Here is a 21,361-nt window from a genome sequence, read left to right as displayed (position 1 = left end):
TGCGCCAATTCGGGGACGGATGCTAACGCACTCGTTCGTTTGCACAAGGTTTTTTGCTGGTTTAGAGAAGGATGCTGGCGTTGTTGAAGGCAAAAAAAACCCCGCTTTCGCGGGGTTTTCTTATCAAGCCGGTTGCGCCTGCAGGCTCAGCGGTCGCAACGGTAATGGCGGCGCATGGGGATCGGCTTTCACCGAGGCCCGCCATGCATCCAGCCACTCGGCGTGACCTTCGGCCCAGACCTGCTCGTGCAGACGTGCCAGGGCGACCGGGTCGCTCAGCAGTTGCAGACGATCATGGTTGTTCAGCCCGGCCGGGCCAACCTTGATCGCGTGACGCACACGTTCCTGACGCAGCCACTCGATCGGCTCGGCCTGACCGTGACGGGAGGTCGCCAGCGAGCACGCCAAAGCGTTCTGCTGGGGATCGACCACCGCGCGGACGAAGCCGTCGTTGAGGGCGTGGTAACGATTTTCGTGGGTGTACTGATCAGTCGCCAGCAGCGCCTGTGGCGGATTGTATTCCTCAGGGATGAGGAACAGGCTCTCGTCACGGGACTTCAGGCCCAAGCCGACACGGCTGGAAATCACCGACACCGGAATCGACAACATCAGCGAACCAACGATCGGCACCAGCCACCAGAGGAAACTCGGGTTCAGCCAGACCACCAACAGCGCCCAGAAGAATCCCAGCAGAGTTTGCGGGCCGTGGCGTTTGACCGCTTCGCTCCAAGGCGTCGAGTCGTCGTCACGTTGCGGCGAGTTCCAGGTCGCGGCCCAGCCGAGGAACGCGGCGAGGACGAAACGGGTGTGGAAAATCATCCGCACCGGCGCCAGCAGCATGGAGAACAGCATCTCCAGCAGCATCGACAAGGTCACCTTGAACTTGCCACCAAACTCTTTCGCACCCTTGGCCCAGATCAGGATGATGCTCAACAGTTTCGGCAGGAACAGCAGCACGATGGTCGTCGAGAACAGCGCGATCGCCTTGTCCGGGTGCCACTGCGGCCACAACGGATAGAGCTGACGCGGTTCGAGGAAGTACTGCGGCTCCATCAGCGTGTTCACCGCCAGCAGCGCGGTCGACAACACCAGGAAGAAGAACCACAACGGCGCCGACAGGTACGACATCACGCCGGTGAGGAACACCGCGCGGTGCACCGGGTGCATGCCTTTGACCAGGAACAGGCGGAAGTTCATCAGGTTGCCGTGGCACCAGCGACGGTCACGCTTGAGTTCGTCGAGCAGGTTCGGCGGCAGTTCTTCGTAGCTGCCCGGCAAGTCGTAGGCAATCCACACGCCCCAACCGGCACGGCGCATCAGCGCGGCTTCAACGAAGTCGTGAGACAGAATCGCACCGGAGAACGCCCCTTTACCCGGCAACGGCGCCAAGGCGCAGTGGTCGATAAACGGCTTCATGCGGATGATCGCGTTGTGGCCCCAGTAGTGGGATTCACCCAATTGCCAGAAGTGCAGACCGGCGGTGAACAGCGGGCCGTACACGCGGGTGGCGAACTGCTGCATGCGCGCATACAGGGTATCCATGCCCGACGCACGCGGCGCGGTCTGGATGATCCCGGCGTCCGGCGTGGCTTCCATCAAGCGCACCAGACTGGTCAGGCACTCGCCGCTCATTACCGAGTCAGCGTCGAGCACGACCATGTACTTGTAGTCACCGCCCCAACGACGGCAGAAGTCGTCGAGGTTGCCGCTCTTGCGTTTCACACGACGGCGACGGCGACGGTAGAAGATCTTGCCGAAGCCCTTGGCTTCGCGGCAGACGTCCAGCCAGGCCTGCTGCTCGGCGACGCAGATGTCGGTGTCGTTACTGTCGCTGAGAACGAAGAAGTCGAAGCGATCCAGATCACCGGTGGCAGCGACCGATTCGAACGTTGCACGCAGACCGGCGAACACGCGGGGAACGTCTTCGTTGCAGATCGGCATCACCAACGCGGTACGCGCGTCTTTGGCAATCGGCTCGTTACCGGCGCTTTTGCCGGAGATACGGTATTTATCGTGACCGGTGAGCAACTCGAGGAAGCCCATCAGCGCCGTCCAGAAACCGGCCGACACCCAGCAGAACAGAATCCCGAACAGAATCAGAATGCTGGTCTGCAGCGCATACGGCAGCACTTGCGTGGCGGTTTGCAGCAGCGGTTGATGCAGGACTTCTTCCAGATCAACGAACGACCAGCCCTGGTACGGCATGATGCCTTTCATGTACCAGCCGGCGACGATGGTCTGGCCGAGCATCAGCAGCAACAGAATGTAGCGGCGGATCGAACCGACAGTGCGCCAGCGCGCAGCCGGCAGGACATTTTCGTCCTTTGGCGGCTGCGGCGGGTTGGTGCGACCGGTCATACGGCGCCAGCCACGCACCAGAATATTGGTGCGCCATGGCTCCGGCACGACTTTGGTCCGGCGGATCGGCGGCGTCGCCTTCATGCTGACGCGACCGCTGGCGTCGAGCACCAGCATCTCCGCGTCTTCAAGCTCTTCGGCGGTGCTCAGGATCAGGCGCTTGCCCACCGAAGCCTGGGCGGCTTCGGCAGGGGCGTCGAATGTCGAGGACGACAGGCGTTCATGCAACTCGCTGAACGACTGGCAGCCCGCGAGTTCCGCGCGCTGCTCGTCGGTCATCGGCAGATGCGCCAGATACTCGGACAGAGTTTCTGGCTGTACTTGAGAGTTACTCATCGGCAGGCAACTGATAGCTCCAGGTCTCGGTCAGGACTTCTTCAGTCGGCGCCGATTCCGGTGTGGCTGGGGCCGCGTCGGCAGCAACAGGCTGCTTGGCGTCTTTGTTGGCCTTGTCCTTGGCTTCTGCCGCTGGCTTGGCGTCGGCCTGTTTGGCCTCGGCTGCCTTGGCTTCCTTGTCGATTTTCTCTTGTTGCTTGGCGGCAACCTTGTCGGCCTTGGCGACGGACGAGTTGGACGCCGGCACCGATTTCGCCAGATCAGCGGTCACGACTGGTTGAACCAGTGCGGCACGCATCTCGGTCGACTTGCTCGGGTCCTTGATTTTCATCCGCAGGGTCAAGCGCCAGCCCTTGGTTTCCGGGTTGTAGCGCACGCTGTTTTCAACCAGCTCGGCGTTGTCGCCAACGCTGACCTGACTGCGCACGTCGGCATCCGGGGTCAGTGCGGCGAGCGATGGACCTTCGAAGTCGACCAGGTAAGCAACGCTGCCATCCGGCTGACGGATCAGGTTCGATTGCTTGACGTCACCGGTCGAACGCAGAGTCTGCTCGACCCAAGCGCTGTCCGGCGCGTGAATCGCTGCTTCGTCCATGGTCCAGTGCATGCGGTAAGCGAAGTCCAGTGGCTGGCCCGGCTCCGGCATTTTTTCCGGGCTCCAGAACGCAACAATGTTGTCGTTGGTTTCGTCAGCGGTCGGAATCTCTACCAGATCAACAGTGCCCTTGCCCCACTCGCCCTTCGGCTCGATCCAGGCGCTTGGGCGCTTGTCGTAGCGGTCGTCGAGGTCTTCGTAGTGGCTGAAGTCACGGCCACGTTGCAGCAGACCGAAACCACGCGGGTTCTCGATGCTGAAATTGCTGACGGCCAGATGTTTCGGGTTGTTCAGTGGGCGCCAGATCCACTCGCCGTTGCCGGCATGGATCGACAGACCGCTGGAGTCGTGCAGTTCACGACGGTAGTTGAGGACTTTCGACGGCTGGTTGGCGCCGAACAGGAACATGCTGGTCAGCGGCGCAATGCCCAGTTTGCCGACCTTGTCGCGCAGGAACATCTGCGCTTTGACGTCGACAATGGTATCGCTGCCCGGACGCAGGATCAGACGGTAGGCACCGGTGGCACGCGGCGAATCCAGCAGCGCGAAGATCACCAGGTGCTTGTCGCCCGGCTTCGGCTGTTGAATCCAGAACTCGCGGAAACGCGGGAATTCTTCGCCCGACGGCAGCGCGGTATCAATCGCCAGACCACGGGCCGAGAGGCCGTAGGTGTGGCCCTTGCCGACAACGCGGAAGTAACTCGCGCCGAGCATGGTCATGATTTCGTCTTGCTTGTCGGCCTTGTTGATCGGGTACAGCACACGGAACCCGGCATAACCCAGCTGTTCGGTGGCCTTCGGATCGAATTTCAGGTCGCCGAAATCGAAGCGAGTCGGATCATATTTGATCTCTTCGACGGTGTTTGCCGTGATTTCGTTGATTTTCACCGGTGTATCGAAGTGCATACCCTGGTGATAGAAAGACAGTTTGAACGGGGTCTTCTGATCAGCCCACTCAGCCTTTTCGGTGAGGAAGCGGATTTTCTGATAATCCGCGAACTTCATGTCGCGGAATTCGTTCGGCAGGTTGCTGCGCGGGGCTTCGAACTTCTGCCCGGCCAGCTCTTTGGCCTTGGCCGATACATCGTCAAGATTGAACGCCCAAAGCTGACCGGCGCTGAGCAGGCACAGGAGCGCCGAGCCCGCTACCAGAGCACTTCGCATGCGTTTGGCAGACAATTTTGCTGCATTACAGGGACTAACAATCACGAGCAACCCTCGCCGAAAACAGATCAATAAACCAACGGCCAGATGAAGTGCCTGTAGGGTTTTCGGCAGTGAAAAACCGACCTTCCAGAACACTCTTGCCAAGTTGGCGAGCATTGTTCCGACTCCGCTGGGGCAAAATGATTCCCCAATCGGCTCCGGACAAGTCTCTACCTAAGTCAAAACGGACCAACGAACGCTGATCCCCGTAGCGCGCGATTATCTAGTAGCCCGCATGACAAAGCATCGGGGGTAACCAAGTATTTATCGCGAAAAATGCCTGTTTTCAGTCGAAACGCCCTTAAAAAGATGTTTCAAGCGCTTTCAGGTCTGTAACAGGAAGGTTACCGGGCCATCATTGACCAGATGCACCTGCATATCCGCGCCGAATCTACCTGATGCCACAGTGCCATGCATCTGTTTCGCTCTGCTTAATAGATAGTCGAACAATTCCTCGCCCAAGGCGGGTGGCGCTGCCGTCGAAAAGCTCGGGCGCAACCCGCTCTTGGTGTCGGCAGCCAGGGTGAACTGAGAGACCAGCAGCAACCCACCGCCCACATCAGCGAGGGACAAGTTCATCTTGCCCTCCGCATCGCTGAATACCCGATAGTTAAGCAGCTTATGCAGAAGTTTGTCGGCGCTGGTGCGCGTGTCGTCGGGTTCGACCGCTACCAGCACCAGCAAACCGTGATCTACCGCACCCACCACTTCGCCTGCCACTTCAACTCGCGCGCCGCGTACGCGCTGTAAAAGCCCCTTCATGCTTCTTCAGGCGGCAGGTCGAGCAAGCGCTGGGCCATGTTGCCCGCAGCACGCACCAGTGCATCGGTGATGCCCGGTTCAGACGCGGCGTGACCGGCGTCGCGGATCACCTGCAGTTCGCTGTTCGGCCAGGCTTGATGCAGTTCCCAGGCGTTATCGAGCGGGCAGATCACGTCGTAGCGACCGTGAATGATCACGCCCGGCAAATGGGCGATCTTGCCCATGTCGCGAATCAATTGGTTCGGTTCAAGAAAAGCATTGTTGGTGAAATAGTGGCATTCGATCCGTGCGATCGACAGTGCGCGTTGCGGCTCGGAGAAGCGATCGACCACCAGCGGGTTCGGCCGCAGGGTCGCGGTACGCCCTTCCCAGGTCGACCAGGCTTTGGCCGCGTGCATCTGCGCAATCTGGTCATTGCCGATCAGGCGTTTGTGGAAAGCGCTGAGCAGGTCGTCGCGCTCGTCCAGCGGGATCGGCGCGATGTAGTCCTGCCAGTAATCGGGGAACAGACGGCTGGCGCCGGCCTGATAGAACCACTCGATTTCCTGCGGACGGCAGAGAAAGATCCCACGCAGGATCAGACCGTGAACACGCTCAGGATGGGTTTGCGCGTAGGCCAGCGCCAGGGTCGAACCCCACGAGCCGCCGAACAGCACCCATTTGTCGATGCCCAGGTGTTTGCGGATGCGCTCGAGGTCAGCGACCAGATCCCAGGTGGTGTTGTTTTCCAGGCTGGCGTGCGGCGTGGAGCGTCCGCAACCGCGCTGGTCGAAGGTGACAATGCGGTACAGGTTCGGATCGAAATAGCGACGGCTCTGCGCGTCGCAACCGGCGCCGGGACCGCCGTGAATGAACACAACCGGCAAACCCTCCGGTGAACCGCTTTCGTCGACATACAGCGTATGGGTGTCATCGACAGCCAGATCGTGCCGGGCGTGAGGTTTGATCTGCGGAAACAAAGTCTGCATTGCGCGCTCCGTAAGGGGTCGAGGTCATCCCTGGGGGGACTTCTATTATTCTGCCGTTGGGCATCATAAACCCGATTTACGTCAATGAGCATGCTCCGGGGCCTGATCGTTCCCACGCTCTGCGTGGGAATGCCTTTTGGGACGCTCCGCGTCCAGTGACGCGGAGCGTCACGGGCTGCATTCCCACGCGGAGCGTGGGAACGATCAAGATCGCAGCGTGCCGCAGCTCAGGGTGAGTCAGCCGCGGTAGTGTTTTTCGCCCCAGGCCAGATAGTGCTGCAGCAATTGCTTTAGCACCACCCGCGTCGGCTCGGCCAGATCGGCGCGATAGCGGAACGGTTCGAACTCTTCCATGTAGGTGCACTGGCCCAGCTCCAGCTGCACGGCGTGGATGTTCTCGGCCGGGTTGCCGTAGTGACGAGTGATGTGGCCGCCCTTGAAACGGCCGTTGAGCACGTGGCTGTAATCGCCGTGGCGCGCGCAGATCGCTTCCAGTTGCGCGGCCAATTGCGGATCACAACTGGCGCCGTTGAAGGTGCCGAGGTTGAAGTCCGGGAGCTTGCCGTCGTACAGGTGCGGGATGATCGAGCGGATCGAGTGCGCATCGAACAGCAGCGCGTAACCGAACTCGGCCTTCAACCGCGCCAGTTCGTCCTGAAGCGTGCGGTGATACGGCGTCCAGATTTGCTCAAGGTAGGTTGCGCGCTCTTCTTTCGACGGTTCCAGCCCTTCGCGGAACAACGGAATGCCGTCGAACAGCGTCGCCGGGTACAGCCCGGTGGTGGCACCGGCGTACAGCGGTTTGTCGTCGGACGGACGATTCAGATCAATGACAAATCGCGAATACTCGGCGGCCAAGGTGCTGGCGCCGAGTTCTTCGGCGAAGTCATACAGCAGCGGAATGTGCCAGTCGGTATCCGGCAGGCTTTTCGCGTCCGGGATCAATCCGGCCTCGACCGCAGGCGTCAGGCGCACACCGGCATGGGGCATGCTGATCAGCAGCGGTACGCGACCTTGTTTGAAGTTCAGAACCTTATCCACAACCGCTCTCCTACAGACTTGATTCGACGCCGTGACGCACGACGCGTTTGTCCAGATCACCACCGAGCCAATAGGCCAGATCCGCCGGGCGATCGATGTGCCAGGCAACGAAATCCGCGACCTTGCCGACTTCCAGCGAGCCGTGGGAATCGGCCATGCCCAACGCTTGCGCGGCATGAATGGTCGCCCCGGCCAGGGCCTCTTCCGGGGTCATGCGGAAGCAGGTGCACGCCATGTTCAGCATCAGCCGCAACGACAGCGCCGGCGAGGTGCCGGGGTTGAGGTCGCTGGCAATGGCGATTTTCACCCTGTGCTTGCGCAGGGCATCCATCGGCGGCAGCTGGGTTTCACGCAGGAAGTAGAACGCGCCCGGCAGCAGCACGGCGACGGTGTCGGCTTCGGCCATGGCGATGGCGTCGGCCTCGTCCATGAATTCCAGATGATCGGCGGACAACGCCTTGTAGCGCGCAGCAAGGCTGGAGCCGTGCAGCGAGGACAGTTGTTCGGCGTGCAGTTTCACCGGCAGACCGAGTTTTTGCGCGGCGATAAACACGCGCTCGACCTGCTCCGGCGAGAACGCCAGGTATTCGCAGAACGCATCCACGGCATCGACCAGACCTTCAGCGGCCAATGCTGGCAGCATCACGTTGCAGACCAGATCAATGTAATCGTCGGCGCGATCCTTGTACTCCGGCGGCAGCGCGTGGGCGGCCAGGCAGGTGCTGCGCACGCTGATCGGCAGCTCTTTTTGCAGACGCTGGATGACGCGGAGGATTTTGCGTTCGTTGACCAGATCGAGGCCGTAGCCGGACTTCATTTCGACCGTGGTCACGCCGTCGCGCATCAGGCTTTTCAGGCGTTTGGCGGCGCTGGCGAACAGTTCGTCTTCAGTGGCTTCGCGAGTCGCGCGCACGGTGCTGGCGATGCCGCCACCGGAGGCGGCGATCTCCGCATAGCTGACGCCTTGCAGACGCTTTTCGAATTCGCCGCTGCGGTTGCCACCGAACACCGTGTGGGTGTGGCAGTCGATCAGGCCGGGGGTGACCCACGCGCCTTGCAGGTCATTGACCGCCGGGTATTCGCCGGCCGGCAATTGATTGCGCGGGCCGATCCACTCGATGTGCGCACCGGACGTCACGATGGCCGCATCCTCGATGATCGAGTAGACGCCGTGCGCCATGGTTGCGACGTGGCAGTGTTGCCAGAGGGTTTTCATCCCAAATCCTCGTCTTGTGATCGTTCCCACGCTCTGCGTGGGAATGCAGCCCCTGACGCTCCGCGTCACTGGACGCGGAGCGTCCCTTGAGGCATTCCCACGCGGAGCATGGGAACGATCAGTGTGTAGGGTTAAAGGCTAGGCAAAAGCTTCGCCGGAACCAGATCGGTCAGGCAGCGCGAAGCCAACAGCTCGGTCGCCGCATTGATGTCCGGCGCAAAGAAACGGTCCTTCTCATAGAACGGCACTTCTTTGCGCAGAATCGCCCGTGCCTGCTCCAGCTTCGGCGAAGTCTTCAGACCGTTACGCAGATCCAGGCCCTGCACCGCCGCCAGCCATTCCACCGCGAGAATCCCGCGAGTGTTTTCAGCCATTTCCCACAGACGCTTGCCAGCCGCCGGTGCCATCGACACGTGATCTTCCTGGTTAGCCGAAGTCGGCAGACTGTCCACCGAATGCGGATGGGACAACGCCTTGTTTTCGCTGGCCAGTGCCGCTGCCGTCACTTGAGCGATCATGAAGCCGGAGTTCACTCCGCCATTGGCCACCAGGAATGGCGGCAGTTGCGACATGTGCTTGTCCATCATCAGCGAGATGCGGCGTTCGCTCAGCGAGCCGATTTCAGCGATGGCCAACGCCATGTTGTCAGCGGCCATGGCCACTGGCTCGGCGTGGAAGTTACCGCCGGAAATCACGTCGCCTTCAGCGGCGAAGACCAGCGGGTTATCGGACACCGCGTTGGCCTCAACCGCCAGCACTTCAGCGGCCTGACGGAACTGCGTCAGGCAGGCGCCCATGACTTGCGGCTGGCAACGCAGCGAGTATGGGTCTTGGACTTTCTCGCAGTTCTGGTGCGAGTCGGAGACTTCGCTGCGCTCACCGAGCAGATCGCGGTAAGCCGCAGCGGCGTCGATCTGACCTTTCTGGCCGCGAGCCGCGTGAATGCGTGCGTCGAATGGCGAGCGCGAACCCAACACCGCTTCAACCGTCAGACCGCCCAGCGCCAGTGCGCCCGCAAACAAATCTTCACCCTCAAACAAACCACGCAACGCGAAAGCCGTGGAAACCTGAGTGCCGTTGAGCAGCGCCAAACCTTCTTTCGCCGCCAGCGTCAGCGGCGTCAGACCAGCAACTTTCAGCGCCTCGACAGCTTCCATCCACTCGCCCTTGTAGCGCGCCTTGCCCTCGCCCAGCAGCACCAGCGACATGTGCGCCAGCGGTGCCAGGTCGCCCGACGCGCCCACCGAACCTTTCAGCGGAATGTGCGGATAGACCTCGGCATTGATCAGCGCGATCAGTGCATCGATGACCACGCGGCGGATGCCGGAAAAGCCACGGCTGAGGCTGTTGACCTTGAGCACCATGATCAGCCGCACCAAGTCATCGCTGATCGGCACGCCAACGCCGGCGGCGTGGGACAGCACCAGCGAACGCTGCAGGTTTTCCAGGTCTTCGCTGGCAATGCGCGTCGAGGCCAGCAGGCCGAAACCGGTGTTGATGCCGTAGGCGGTACGGTTCTCGGCGAGGATCTGCTCGACGCACGCGACGCTGGCTTCGATCTGCTGCGATGCGCTGTTGTCGAGCGTCAGCTTGACCGGGTTCTGGTAGACGTCACGCAGTTGGGCCAGGCTCAGTTGGCCGGGAATCAGGTTCAGCGCAGTCATTTTGTGCTCCTTTTGAGAGTTTGTTATTAACTCGCCAGACGCTCCGGAGATGTCCGTTGTCCGTCGCGTCTCGCCTTTTGGGGAGTCGCGCCTTGGCACGCTGGCGTTGGTATTTTTCAGTGCAAATTCGGTAAAACGTTGTGGGGCAGATTCGGGTTTTTCAACACGCTCGCAGCGGCAGCGATATCCGGCGCCAGCCAGCGATCCTGATCGTAGGCCGGGACGTTTTCGCGCAGCAGTCGCCAAGCGACATCGGTGCCGGCGCCAAAGCGTTGTTCCTTGAGAAATTCAAAAGCCTGCGCCGCCAGCAGATATTCGATGGCGAGGATCTGCGTGCAGTTTTCCAGCGCGCGATGCAGCTTCAGCGCGGCGTTGGTGCCCATGCTCAGATGGTCTTCCTGCAAGCCGGAAGTGATGTAGTTATCGAGCACCGCCGGTTGCGCCAATTGACGGTTTTCCGCACACAGCGATGCGGCGACGTATTGCACGATCATCATCCCGGAGTTCACTCCCGGATTGGCCACCAGAAACGCCGGCAGACCACTGACGTGCGGGTTCACCAAACGATCGAGGCGACGCTCGGCAATCGAGCCGATTTCAGCCATGGCAATCGCCAGCAGATCGGCTGCCATCGCCACCGACTGACCGTGCGGATTGGCCTGCGACATCACCCGGAAATTGTCCGGGGTGCCGAGCAGCAGAGGGTTATCGGTGCAGCCGTTGAGTTCGGCTTCGATCTGCTTGATCGCATGGTCGAGTTGATCACGCGCCGCACCGTGTACCTGCGGGATCGAACGAATGCTCAGTGCATCTTGCGTGCGAATGCCTTTGCTCGACGCGATCACTTCGCTGCCTTCGAGCATTGCGCGCAAATTGATGCCGACCTGCTGCATGCCCGGGTGCGGTTTCAGCGCGATGATTTCCGCATCGAACGCGTCGACCTGACCGCGCTGCGCTTCGAAGCTCATCGCGCCAATGACGTCGGCCCATTGCACCAGCCGCGTGGCATCGGCAATCGCCAGACAGCTGAGGCCGGTCATGCATGGCGTGCCGTTGACCAGGCACAAACCGTCCTTCGCACCGAGTTGCACTGGCTCAAGACCTTCCTCGGCCAACGCCTGTTGCGCCGAGGTGACTTGACCGCGGTAGCTGACATTGCCAACACCCAGCAACGCGATGCCGATGTGCGCCATGTGCGTCAGGTAACCCACCGAACCTTGCGACGGCACTTGCGGAGTAATGCCGCGATTGAGCAGCGCCAGCAGCGCTTCGACGACACGCCGGTGAATGCCGGATTTGCCGTGGCTGTAGTTGTGGATTGCCGCGCAGATGATCGCGCGGGTCTGCTCGTCGGCGAGTACCGGGCCGACGCCGCAGGCGTGACTGAGCAGGGTGTTGCGCGAGAGCTGGCTGAGCTGCTCGTCTTTGAGCGAGACGTTGGACAAACCGCCCAGACCGGTGTTGACGCCGTAGGCGCGCTCGCCGCTTTCGACGATGCGCTGGACGATGGCTTGCGCGTTTTCGATGCGCGCCCAGGTGGCGCTCGACAATTCGAGATGCGCGCCGTAACGGGCGACGGCGACCACGTCCTGCCAACGCAGAGGGGCGCCGGTGATAACGATTTTTTCAGCCTGGGACATCTAAAACCTCTTGAGCTAGATCGTTCCCACGCTCTGCGTGGGAATGCCGCCTGGGACGCTCCGCGTCCCGATTTCTGCTCTGTGCAGGGTGACGCGGAGCGTCACGGGATGCATTCCCACGCAGAGCGTGGGAACGAGCGTCAGACTACTGCCGCCCGCCGCTGCACAAACCGGTCGACATACTCATCCGCCGGCGAATGCAGGATCTCGCGCGGCGTGCCGACCTGAATCAACTTCCCATCCTTGAGAATCGCAATGCGGTTGCCGATGCGCACCGCCTCATCGAGGTCATGGGTGATGAAGACGATGGTCTTGTGCAGGGTCTTTTGCAGCTCCAGCAACTGGTCCTGCATCTCGGCGCGGATCAGTGGGTCCAGCGCACTGAACGCCTCGTCCATCAGGATGATGTCGGTGTCCGCCGCCAAAGCGCGGGCCAGACCGACACGCTGGCGCATGCCGCCGGAGAGCTGGTGCGGGTATTTGTTTTCGTAGCCCTTGAGGCCGACGGTGTTGATCCAGTGCAGCGCGCGTTCCGAGCACATTTGCTTGCTCTCGCCGCGCACTTTCAGGCCGTAGGCGACGTTGTCGAGTACGCTCTTGTGCGGCAGCAGGCCGAAGCTCTGGAACACCATGCTGATCTTGTGCCGGCGAAATTCGCGCAGGGCGTCCATGTCGTATTGCAGGATGTCCACACCGTCGACGAGGATCGCGCCGCTGGTCGGGTCGATCAGCCGGTTGAAGTGGCGCACCAGCGTCGACTTGCCGGAACCGGACAGGCCCATGATCACGAAGATTTCGCCGGTGCCGATGCTCAGCGACAGATCGTTGACGCCGACCACGCAACCGGTCTCGCTCAGCACCTGATCCTTGGTCTTGCCCTGACCTACCATGGCCAGTGCCTCCTTGGCGCGGTTGCCGAAAATCTTGAAGACGTTTTTGACTTCGATCTTGCTCACGGTTGCGTCGCTCATTTGCTCACCTCATGCCGTGGCCGACCGTACGCTTGAGTAATGCGGTCGATGACCACGGCGAGAATCACGATCGCCAGACCGGCCTCAAGGCCGCGCCCGACGTTAAGGGTCTGAATCCCCACCAGCACATCTTCACCCAGGCCACGGGCGCCGATCATCGAGGCGATGACCACCATCGACAGGGCCATCATGGTGGTCTGGTTGATCCCGGCCATGATGCTCGGCAGGGCCAGCGGCAGTTGCACGCCGAACAGTTGCTGCCAGCGGTTGGCGCCGAACGCGTTGATCGCTTCCATCACTTCGCCGTCAACCTGGCGGATGCCCAGATCGGTCAGGCGAATCAGCGGCGGTGCGGCGTAAATCACCGTGGCGAAAATCGCCGGCACCTTGCCCAGACCGAACAGCATCAACACCGGGATCAGGTACACGAAACTTGGCATGGTCTGCATGATGTCGAGCAGCGGCATCAGTACCGAACGCAGGCGATTGCTGCGCGCCGAGAGAATCCCCAGCGGAATGCCGATCAGCACCGAAATGATCGTCGCGACCATCATCAGCGCTAGCGTCTGCATGAGTTTGTCCCAGAGGCCAACGGCGCCGACGAGGAACAGCAGACCGACGATGACCGCAGTGGTCACGACCTTGCGCGTGGCGTGCCAGGCGATCACACCGACGATCGCCAGCATCAGCCACCACGGCGCAGCACGCAGCAGGCCTTCAAGGTTGACGATGGCCCACAGCAGCGTATCGGAGATATGGCGGAATACGTCACCGTAGTTGGTGACCAGCGAATCGACCCAACCGTTGACCCAGTCGGCGATGGAAAAGGTAAAGCTCTCGGGAAACATAAGCGGCTCTCAATCAGAAATCTCAATCAAGCGTTGACGGCATATCTCCCGGCCTGCCTCTCGGTGGGCCGGGAGGTATCGACCTACAGCGCCGCGTCGATTTTCTTGGCTGCGTCTTCACTGACCCACGCATGCCAGACCTCAGGATGTTCCTTGAGGAAGATTTTCGCCAGTTTTGGCGACTCGATGCGTTCCTTGGCCATGCGCCCCAGATTCTGGTTCAGCAGGTCGATCGGCAGGTTGACCTTTTCCAGCACGGCGACCAGTTCCGGGGCTTCGTCGTGGAAGGTCTTGGACAGGCCTACCTTGATGCTCACGGACTTGTCGACGCCGGGTTTTTCTTCGAGCTTGACCAGGTCAACCTGGCCCATCAGCGGGGTTGGCGACCAGTAGTAGAACAGGATCGGCTCGCCACGCTTGTAGCTCGACAGCACCGCCGCATCCAGCGCCGGGCCAGTGCCCGGACGGAAGTTGGTGTAGCTGCTTTCCAGACCATAGCTTTTGAGCATTTCGCTGTTGTCGAGTTCGCAGGTCCAGCCGGCCGGGCAGTTGTAGAAACGGCCTTTGGCGGGCTCTTCGGCGTCCTTGAACACGGCGGCGTATTTGCCCAGGTCAGCGATGTTTTTCAGGTCCGCGGCTTTCGGCTCCAGCTTGCGCTTGGCGTCGCCTTCGATGACGTAACGCGGCACGTACCAGCCTTCGACAGCGCCAACGACCGGAGCGCCGACACCGACGACCTTGCCGGCCTTTTCGGCCTTGTTCCAGACTTCGCTGCGGCCGACCCATTCTTCAGCGAACACTTGAATATCGTTGCTGCTCAGGGCGTTTTCCATGGTGATGGAGTTGCCCGGCAAACTGTCGGTCTTGCAGTCGTAGCCTTTCTCCAGGACCACTTGCAGCACGTCGGTCAGGAGCATGCCGCTTTCCCAGTTCAGCCCGGCGAACTTCACCGGTTTGCCCGACTCGCACCAGCCCGCAGCCTGAGTGGCACCGGCACTGGCCAGCAGGCCCATGGACAGCAATGTGGTCAGCAGGGTCTTGTTCGATTTCATTGTTGTGACGCTCCTAATCATGAATTGGCTTACGGCAGTCAAGAGGCATCCAGCCCTGTCCACGTCCAATCAGGCCTGCGCCGCAGCGCGACCGGCCCCGCTTGTTTTAGGTTGTACAACGCTGTTCTGCTCGACCGGCAGAATCAGTTGATCGGGCACCGCGCTGTGCCATTTCTTTGCGCACACGTAGTAGACGACCGCCGGCAGCACCAGGCCGATGATCCAGGAAATATCCACGTCACCGAGGGCGGCCACCAGCGGACCGGTGTAGAACTTGGTGGAGATGAACGGCAACTGCACCAGCACACCGAACACATAGACGCTGATGCCGAGCAGGTTCCAGCGCCCGTAACGGCCGTTCGGATTGGCCAGCGCCGGCACGTCATAACGCTCACGGGTGATGCAGTAATAATCCACCAGGTTGATCGCGCTCCACGGGGTGAAGAAGGCGAGCAGGAACAGGATGAAAGACTTGAATGCACCGAGGAACGAGTGCTGACCGAGCAGCGCGATCAGGGTCGCCGTACCAACGATCACCAGCACGAACACCAGACGCTGTAGGCGCGTAACCGTCAGGTGGCCTTTGAAGCCGCTGATGATGGTCGCGATGCACATGAAGCTGCCGTAGGAGTTCAGCGTCGAGATGGTCACCTTGCCGAAGGCGATGCTGAAGTACAGCAACGCAGCGGTAGCACCGGTGCCGCCCAGACCGACGATGTAGGCAACTTCGTGACCGGCGAACTGGCCGTTGGCCGAAGCCGCTGCAAACACGCCGAGGATCATCGCCACTTGCGCGCCGACCACTGAACCGGCACCGGCGGCGAAGAAGGTTTTCACCGCTGAGGTGTTGCTCGGCAGGTAACGGGAATAGTCAGCCACGTAAGGGCCGAACGCGATCTGCCAGGAGGCCGCGAGCGACACCGCGAGCAGGAAGCTGCTCCAGCTGAAATGACGAATTTGCAGGAGTGCGCCAACGTCGGTCTGGCTCATCAGCCGCCAGAACAGGAAGACGAAAGCGATCACGCCAATGACGCTGGCGACACGGCCGATCCAGTGGATCACCCGATAGCCGAGCACCGTCACCAGCACGATAACGCTGGCAAAAATCAGGATGCCGACGCTGTCGCTGACGTTAAACAGCTGACCCAACGCCTGGCCGGAAAGCACCGTGCCCGTCGCGGTAAAACCGAGGTACATCAGGCACACCAGCACAATCGGGATCGCCGCGCCGTAAACGCCAAACTGCACGCGGCTGGAGATCATCTGCGGCAGGCCCAGCTTCGGCCCTTGCGCCGCGTGCAACGCCATCACCCCACCGCCGAGCAATTGGCCGATCAACAGACCGATCAACGACCAGAACACATCACCGCCCAACACCACGGCCAAGGCCCCGGTGACAATCGCGGTGATTTGCAGGTTGGCACCCATCCACAGGGTGAATTGGCTGAACAGACGACCGTGTCTTTCCGCTTCCGGGATGTAGTCGATCGAACGCCTTTCGATCAACGGTTTGTTGCCTGCACGATCGGTGTTAACAGCCATGATTCAACCTCTGTGGATTGTTTAAATTGTTCTCTCGGGCTTACTCGGACCTTGTGGGAGCTGGCTTGCCAGCGATGACGTCGGCACCTTCAACATCAATGCCAGCAGTGCCACCGCTATCGCTGGCAAGCCAGCTCCCACAGGGATTTGTGTTACTTGCCGCCGGTAATCATCGGCAAGTTCAGGCCCTGTTCCTTGGCGCAGTCGATGGCGATTTGGTAACCGGCATCGGCGTGGCGCATGACGCCGGTGGCCGGGTCGTTGTGCAGTACGCGCGCAATGCGCTCGGCCGCTTCGTCAGTACCGTCGCAGACAATCACCATGCCCGAGTGCTGCGAGAAGCCCATGCCGACGCCGCCGCCGTGGTGCAGGGAAACCCAGGTCGCGCCGCTCGCGGTATTCAGCAGGGCGTTGAGCAGCGGCCAGTCGGACACAGCGTCGGAGCCGTCCTGCATCGATTCGGTTTCACGGTTAGGGCTGGCGACCGAGCCAGAGTCGAGGTGGTCGCGACCGATGACGATCGGCGCCGACAGCTCACCGCTGCGGACCATCTCGTTGAACGCCAGACCGAGCTTGGCGCGCAGGCCCAGGCCGACCCAGCAGATACGTGCCGGCAGACCCTGGAAGCTGATGCGCTCGCGGGCCATGTCCAGCCAGTTGTGCAGGTGCGCGTCGTCCGGGATCAGCTCTTTGACCTTGGCGTCGGTTTTGTAGATGTCTTGCGGATCGCCCGACAGTGCCGCCCAACGGAACGGGCCGATGCCACGGCAGAACAAAGGACGGATGTAAGCCGGTACGAAACCCGGGAAGTCGAACGCGTTTTCGACGCCTTCTTCCTGCGCCATCTGACGGATGTTGTTGCCGTAGTCGAAGGTCGGAATGCCTTGCTTCTGGAATTCCAACATGGCTTTGACGTGCACGGCCATCGACTGCTTGGCGGCTTTGATCACAGCGGCCGGCTCGGTCTTGGCCCGGGCGCGGTATTCGTCCCAGGTCCAGCCAGCGGGCAGGTAACCGTTGAGCGGATCGTGGGCGCTGGTCTGGTCGGTGACCATGTCCGGGCGCACGCCGCGCTTGACCAGTTCCGGCAGAATTTCTGCGGCGTTACCGAGCAGCGCGATGGAGATCGCTTTGCCTTCTTTGGTGTACTTGTCGATGCGAGCCAGAGCGTCGTCGAGGTCTTTGGCTTGCTCGTCGACGTAGCGGCTTTTCAGGCGGAAATCGATGCTGACTTGTTGGCATTCGATGTTCAGCGAGCAGGCGCCCGCCAGGGTTGCGGCCAGGGGTTGCGCGCCGCCCATGCCACCGAGGCCGGCGGTCAGGACCCACTTGCCGGTGAGGTTGTCGTTGTAGTGCTGGCGACCGGCTTCGACGAAGGTTTCGTAGGTGCCTTGAACGATGCCCTGGCTGCCGATGTAGATCCAGCTGCCGGCGGTCATTTGGCCGTACATGGCCAGGCCTTTGGCGTCGAGTTCGTTGAAGTGCTCCCAGCTCGCCCAGTGCGGCACCAGGTTGGAGTTGGCGATCAGCACGCGCGGGGCGTTGCTGTGGGTCTTGAACACGCCGACCGGCTTGCCGGATTGCACCAGCAGGGTCTCGTCGTCGTTCAGGTTGGTCAGGCTTTCGACGATCTTGTCGTAGCACTCCCAGTTACGCGCGGCGCGACCGATACCACCATAAACCACCAGCTCTTTCGGGTTCTCGGCGACTTCCGGGTCGAGGTTGTTCATCAGCATGCGCAGCGGCGCTTCGGTCAGCCAGCTCTTGGCGGTCAGCTTGTTACCGCGCGATGCACGGATTTCGACGTCGCGAAACTTAGTCATTTTGTTATCAGTCACGAAAGAGACTCCTCAGCGATCAATTCAAACCAACCCTGGCAGTGGGCAAGCAGCCTGTGCGCTTCGCTGCGCGACAAGCGAATCAGTGGACGCTGCGGAGAGTCTCGAGCGACTCATACGCATACGTCTTTACTTGTACATACAAGCATATGCAATCAAGCGGCCAACTTGTTGGAGGGTCGTTCAAGAAAAAATGCGGACACGGCTGGAGGGCGCCTGAAACGAGGGTTCTGGCGTGGATGAAATTTTTCGCCAGGGAATTTCGTGCGGTGGGGGCTGAGTTAGATAAACGTGGTTTTGCGCCACGCTGGGGCGTTCGGTAACAAAGTGGTGCGAGGATGGAAACAGGACCTGATCGTTCCCACGCTCTGCGTGGTAACGCCGCCATGGACGCTCCGCGTCCGCTTCGATGGAGGTGACGCAGAGCGTCACGGGATGCATTCCCACGCAGAGCATGGGAACGACCAGTCAGCGCGCCGTCAGCTCAATGACACAGCAAGCGGCATTGGTGGAGACTTCAACCAGTCCGACGTTACCGTCCAGTTGCAGACAATCATGGCGACCGAGCTGCGAAACGCTGTCACCAAGCTGCACTTCCAGCAATTCACTGACACTGAACACCAACACCGTCCCCGCCGAGCTGAAGAAGCGCTGCTCTCCGTCCAGCCACTGCAACCGCGCGCTGTAACGTTGCGGCGCGTAGATCAGGTTGAAGTCGCGAATCTCACCGCCGAGCAGTGTGCACGACACTTGGCTTTCGCCGCTGAAGGCAAACGGGTCGAGCGGTAACAGCGGTCGCGTATCGTCACCGTCGACGCACAGGGTCATGCCGTTACCCTGCAGCACGGTGATTACACGCTGGTAGCCGGCGAAAGTCGAGAAACCGCCCGACTCGGCGATGTCGGCAATCGACAGGCGCCAGCCAAAACCGTCCAGGCCTGCGCCTGCGTCGCGGGTGATTTCTTCCGTGCTACCACCGCCGTTTTTCCACAGCATGCGCGGGTAACCTTCGGCGCGTAGAACCTTAAGTGCACTCATTTATGGAACCGCCCTTCCAGACGATGACGAGAACCAGGATGAATCAATCGCGCCGCCGTCACCGGCTGACGCCCCGACCACGTGCGGCGACGGATCAGCAAGCAAGGCTCACCCTTCTCAATCTGCAGCAATTTGCATTCGGACGGTTCAGCGAGGATCGCTTCAACTACGTGTTCGCCCTCGGTCAGCGGCGCGACCTGATTGAGATAGGCGTACGGTGTCTGCAGGGTGAAGTCCTGCTTGAGGTATTCCGGGGCGACCAGCGCGTTGACGAAACGGTCTTCGATTTGCACCGGAATGTCGTTTTCGTAATGCACGATCAGCGAGTGGAAGACCTTCTGCCCCTCGCGCATGTCCAGCGCCAGCGCGCGCTCGGAACCGGCGGCCTCTTCTTCGAGGGTGATGACCTGGCAGGTGTGGCGGTGGCCACGGGAAGCGATTTCGTCGGCGATGTTATGCACTTCGAACAGCGCGGACTGGCTCTTCGGTTCGGCGACGAAAGTGCCGACCCCTTGCATGCGCACCAACAGGCCGTCAGCAGTCATCTCGCGCAGGGCGCGGTTGATGGTCATGCGGCTGAAACCGAGTTGATTGACCAGCTCGCTCTCGGACGGCACGCGGTAGTGCGGCGGCCAGTTTCCGCTGTCGATCTGCTGGGTGATCATCTGTTTGACGCGGGCGTACAAAGGCGCCGGACTGTCGCCCATGTTCGCGGCCAACGGGGAGACTGGAGGCGGAGTCGGCACGGTTGATCCCTGTTCTTTGGATGAAAGTGGCTAGCTTGCCGGAGTTTACCGGGCAGGCAAACGTCTGTATATGTATATACAAATAACACACGATGGGGTGCTGAACCATGTCCGCCTTCTTTGCCGAACGCGCACTGCTGCCTAACGGATGGGCCAACAATGTACGTCTTGAGGTCAGCGCCGAGGGCCTGCTGACCCAAATCCAGGCCGATTCCACTGCAGATGGCGCTGAACGGCTGAGTGGCCCGTTGCTGCCGGGGATGCCCAATCTGCATTCCCACGCGTTCCAGCGCGCCATGGCCGGACTGGCTGAAGTGGCCGGCAATCCGAACGACAGTTTCTGGACCTGGCGCGATCTGATGTATCGCCTCGTCGGAAAAATCAGCCCAGACCAGCTCGGCGTTATCGCCCGTCAGCTGTACATCGAGATGCTCAAGGCCGGTTACACCTCGGTCGCAGAATTTCACTATGTGCACCACGACAGCAATGGTCAGCCTTATGCCGATCCGGCTGAGTTGGCCTTGCGCATCAGTCAGGCGGCGAGTGAAAGCGGTATCGGCCTGACGCTGCTGCCGGTGCTCTACAGCCACTCCGGTTTTGGTGGCCAGACGCCGAATGACGGCCAGCGCCGCTTCATCAACAGCACCGAAAACTACCTGAATCTGCAATCGCGCCTGCAGCCAATGCTGGCGCGGCAAAAGGCGCAGTCGCTGGGACTGTGTTTCCACTCGTTGCGCGCGGTGACCCCGCAGCAGATCAGCGAAGTGTTGGCGGCCAGCGACAAGCAATGCCCGATTCACATCCACATCGCCGAGCAGCAGAAAGAAGTCGACGATTGCCTGAGCTGGAGCGGTCGTCGTCCGCTGCAATGGCTGTATGAAAACGCTGAAGTCGATCAGCGCTGGTGCCTGGTTCATGCGACCCACGCCAACCCCGACGAAGTGACGTTGATGGCCAACAGTCGCGCCATTGCCGGCCTGTGCCTGACCACCGAAGCGAACCTGGGCGACGGAATTTTCCCGGCAGTGGATTTCCTCGCGCAGGGCGGACGCATGGGCATCGGTTCCGACAGCCATGTGTCACTCAGTGTCGTAGAAGAATTGCGTTGGCTGGAATACGGCCAGCGTCTGCGCGATCAGCGGCGTAACCGGTTGTACGGCGCGGATCAGCCGATGGTTGGCCGCACGCTGTATGACGCGGCGCTGGACGGTGGCGCGCAAGCGTTGGGGCAGCCGATTGGTGCGTTTGAGGTTGGCAACCGGGCGGACTGGATTGTGCTCGATGGCAACGATCCGTATCTGGCGACGGCGAGCGGTGACGGGATTTTGAATCGCTGGTTGTTTGCCGGTGGGGATCGGCAGGTGCGCGATGTTTTGGTGAATGGCCAGTGGGTTGTGCGTGATGGCCGGCATGCCGGGGAAGAAGAAAGTGCACGGGCCTTCACCCAAGTCTTGCGCGACCTTTTAGGTTAAGAAAAGCAAAAGATCGCAGCCTTCGGCAGCTCCTACAGGGTGAACACTTTCCCCTGTAGGAGCTGCCG

The 21,361-nt window shown here is 61.0% G+C and carries 16 protein-coding genes; 1 reads left to right on the top strand and 15 read right to left on the bottom strand.

What is annotated here, in order from left to right:
- Positions 1-123: 123 nt before the first annotated feature.
- The 15 genes from mdoH to hutC all read right to left on the bottom strand — a co-directional run bounded on the left by mdoH (position 124) and on the right by hutC (position 19,782).
- Positions 124-2,694 carry a glucans biosynthesis glucosyltransferase MdoH gene (gene mdoH / locus EJA71_RS10825; protein WP_158956708.1) on the bottom strand — a complete coding sequence of 857 codons (2,571 nt, stop codon included), beginning with the start codon at positions 2,692-2,694 and terminating at the stop codon, positions 124-126.
- On the bottom strand, positions 2,687-4,453 hold the full coding sequence (locus EJA71_RS10820; RefSeq protein ID WP_178113678.1) for a glucan biosynthesis protein G: 1,767 nt from the start codon (positions 4,451-4,453) through the stop codon (positions 2,687-2,689). The genes mdoH and EJA71_RS10820 overlap by 8 nt, the downstream gene beginning before the upstream one ends.
- Positions 4,454-4,819: 366 nt before the next feature.
- A complete protein-coding gene (gene dtd / locus EJA71_RS10815; RefSeq protein WP_158956706.1) occupies positions 4,820-5,257 on the bottom strand; it encodes a D-aminoacyl-tRNA deacylase in 438 nt (145 codons plus the stop codon).
- The gene (gene pip, locus EJA71_RS10810; protein WP_122593957.1) at positions 5,254-6,225 is read right to left on the bottom strand and encodes a prolyl aminopeptidase; all 972 of its coding nucleotides are present in this window, start codon (positions 6,223-6,225) and stop codon (positions 5,254-5,256) included. Before pip ends, dtd begins: the two co-directional genes overlap by 4 nt.
- A gap of 237 nt (positions 6,226-6,462) precedes the next feature.
- Positions 6,463-7,266, bottom strand: a complete 804-nt coding sequence (gene hutG / locus EJA71_RS10805) for an N-formylglutamate deformylase (protein WP_158956705.1) — start codon at positions 7,264-7,266, stop codon at positions 6,463-6,465.
- A gap of 10 nt (positions 7,267-7,276) precedes the next feature.
- Positions 7,277-8,482 (bottom strand): imidazolonepropionase, encoded by a 1,206-nt coding sequence (hutI, locus tag EJA71_RS10800; protein ID WP_158956703.1) that lies wholly within the window; start codon positions 8,480-8,482, stop codon positions 7,277-7,279.
- Between the two features lie 131 nt (positions 8,483-8,613).
- On the bottom strand, positions 8,614-10,146 hold the full coding sequence (gene hutH, locus EJA71_RS10795) for a histidine ammonia-lyase (protein ID WP_158956701.1): 1,533 nt from the start codon (positions 10,144-10,146) through the stop codon (positions 8,614-8,616).
- A gap of 116 nt (positions 10,147-10,262) precedes the next feature.
- Entirely contained in the window at positions 10,263-11,786 is a 1,524-nt protein-coding gene (hutH, locus tag EJA71_RS10790) for a histidine ammonia-lyase (RefSeq protein ID WP_158956699.1), read from the bottom strand.
- 140 nt (positions 11,787-11,926) lie between these two features.
- Complete coding sequence (locus EJA71_RS10785) at positions 11,927-12,757, bottom strand: glycine betaine/L-proline ABC transporter ATP-binding protein (protein ID WP_158956697.1); 831 nt, start codon at positions 12,755-12,757, stop codon at positions 11,927-11,929.
- On the bottom strand, positions 12,754-13,605 hold the full coding sequence (locus EJA71_RS10780) for a proline/glycine betaine ABC transporter permease (RefSeq protein ID WP_158956696.1): 852 nt from the start codon (positions 13,603-13,605) through the stop codon (positions 12,754-12,756). Before EJA71_RS10780 ends, EJA71_RS10785 begins: the two co-directional genes overlap by 4 nt.
- 83 nt (positions 13,606-13,688) lie before the next feature.
- On the bottom strand, positions 13,689-14,657 hold the full coding sequence (locus EJA71_RS10775) for an ABC transporter substrate-binding protein (protein WP_158956694.1): 969 nt from the start codon (positions 14,655-14,657) through the stop codon (positions 13,689-13,691).
- A gap of 69 nt (positions 14,658-14,726) precedes the next feature.
- Positions 14,727-16,199, bottom strand: coding sequence for a cytosine permease (locus EJA71_RS10770; protein ID WP_158956693.1), 1,473 nt, complete (start codon positions 16,197-16,199; stop codon positions 14,727-14,729).
- A gap of 152 nt (positions 16,200-16,351) precedes the next feature.
- Positions 16,352-18,022 (bottom strand): urocanate hydratase, encoded by a 1,671-nt coding sequence (hutU, locus tag EJA71_RS10765; RefSeq protein WP_178113677.1) that lies wholly within the window; start codon positions 18,020-18,022, stop codon positions 16,352-16,354.
- 483 nt (positions 18,023-18,505) lie between these two features.
- Complete coding sequence (locus tag EJA71_RS10760; RefSeq protein WP_158956689.1) at positions 18,506-19,075, bottom strand: HutD family protein; 570 nt, start codon at positions 19,073-19,075, stop codon at positions 18,506-18,508.
- Positions 19,072-19,782 (bottom strand): histidine utilization repressor, encoded by a 711-nt coding sequence (gene hutC / locus EJA71_RS10755; RefSeq protein WP_163013658.1) that lies wholly within the window; start codon positions 19,780-19,782, stop codon positions 19,072-19,074. Before hutC ends, EJA71_RS10760 begins: the two co-directional genes overlap by 4 nt.
- Before the next feature lie 146 nt (positions 19,783-19,928).
- On the opposite strand from hutC, the gene EJA71_RS10750 reads away from it, so the two are divergent.
- On the top strand, positions 19,929-21,293 hold the full coding sequence (locus EJA71_RS10750; RefSeq protein ID WP_158956687.1) for a formimidoylglutamate deiminase: 1,365 nt from the start codon (positions 19,929-19,931) through the stop codon (positions 21,291-21,293).
- Positions 21,294-21,361 lie beyond the last annotated feature (68 nt).

Origin of the sequence: Pseudomonas sp. PB106 (assembly GCF_009764645.1) — a bacterium.
Taxonomy (GTDB): domain Bacteria; phylum Pseudomonadota; class Gammaproteobacteria; order Pseudomonadales; family Pseudomonadaceae; genus Aquipseudomonas.
Note: the sequence above shows the minus strand (reverse complement) of the source record. Positions and strands in the feature narration are given on the sequence as shown.

Excerpts from the sequence above, each read along its gene's own strand:
- pip (WP_122593957.1), bottom strand. The coding sequence starts at position 6,225 with ATGCAGACTTTGTTTCCGCAGATCAAACCTCACGCCCGGCACGATCTG.
- mdoH (WP_158956708.1), bottom strand. The coding sequence starts at position 2,694 with ATGAGTAACTCTCAAGTACAGCCAGAAACTCTGTCCGAGTATCTGGCG.
- EJA71_RS10770 (WP_158956693.1), bottom strand. The coding sequence starts at position 16,199 with ATGGCTGTTAACACCGATCGTGCAGGCAACAAACCGTTGATCGAAAGG.
- hutH (WP_158956699.1), bottom strand. The coding sequence starts at position 11,786 with ATGTCCCAGGCTGAAAAAATCGTTATCACCGGCGCCCCTCTGCGTTGG.
- EJA71_RS10785 (WP_158956697.1), bottom strand. The coding sequence starts at position 12,757 with ATGAGCGACGCAACCGTGAGCAAGATCGAAGTCAAAAACGTCTTCAAG.
- hutH (WP_158956701.1), bottom strand. The coding sequence starts at position 10,146 with ATGACTGCGCTGAACCTGATTCCCGGCCAACTGAGCCTGGCCCAACTG.
- dtd (WP_158956706.1), bottom strand. The coding sequence starts at position 5,257 with ATGAAGGGGCTTTTACAGCGCGTACGCGGCGCGCGAGTTGAAGTGGCA.
- EJA71_RS10750 (WP_158956687.1), top strand. The coding sequence starts at position 19,929 with ATGTCCGCCTTCTTTGCCGAACGCGCACTGCTGCCTAACGGATGGGCC.
- hutC (WP_163013658.1), bottom strand. The coding sequence starts at position 19,782 with ATGGGCGACAGTCCGGCGCCTTTGTACGCCCGCGTCAAACAGATGATC.
- EJA71_RS10820 (WP_178113678.1), bottom strand. The coding sequence starts at position 4,453 with ATGCGAAGTGCTCTGGTAGCGGGCTCGGCGCTCCTGTGCCTGCTCAGC.
- hutU (WP_178113677.1), bottom strand. The coding sequence starts at position 18,022 with ATGACTAAGTTTCGCGACGTCGAAATCCGTGCATCGCGCGGTAACAAG.
- EJA71_RS10780 (WP_158956696.1), bottom strand. The coding sequence starts at position 13,605 with ATGTTTCCCGAGAGCTTTACCTTTTCCATCGCCGACTGGGTCAACGGT.
- EJA71_RS10760 (WP_158956689.1), bottom strand. The coding sequence starts at position 19,075 with ATGAGTGCACTTAAGGTTCTACGCGCCGAAGGTTACCCGCGCATGCTG.
- EJA71_RS10775 (WP_158956694.1), bottom strand. The coding sequence starts at position 14,657 with ATGAAATCGAACAAGACCCTGCTGACCACATTGCTGTCCATGGGCCTG.
- hutI (WP_158956703.1), bottom strand. The coding sequence starts at position 8,482 with ATGAAAACCCTCTGGCAACACTGCCACGTCGCAACCATGGCGCACGGC.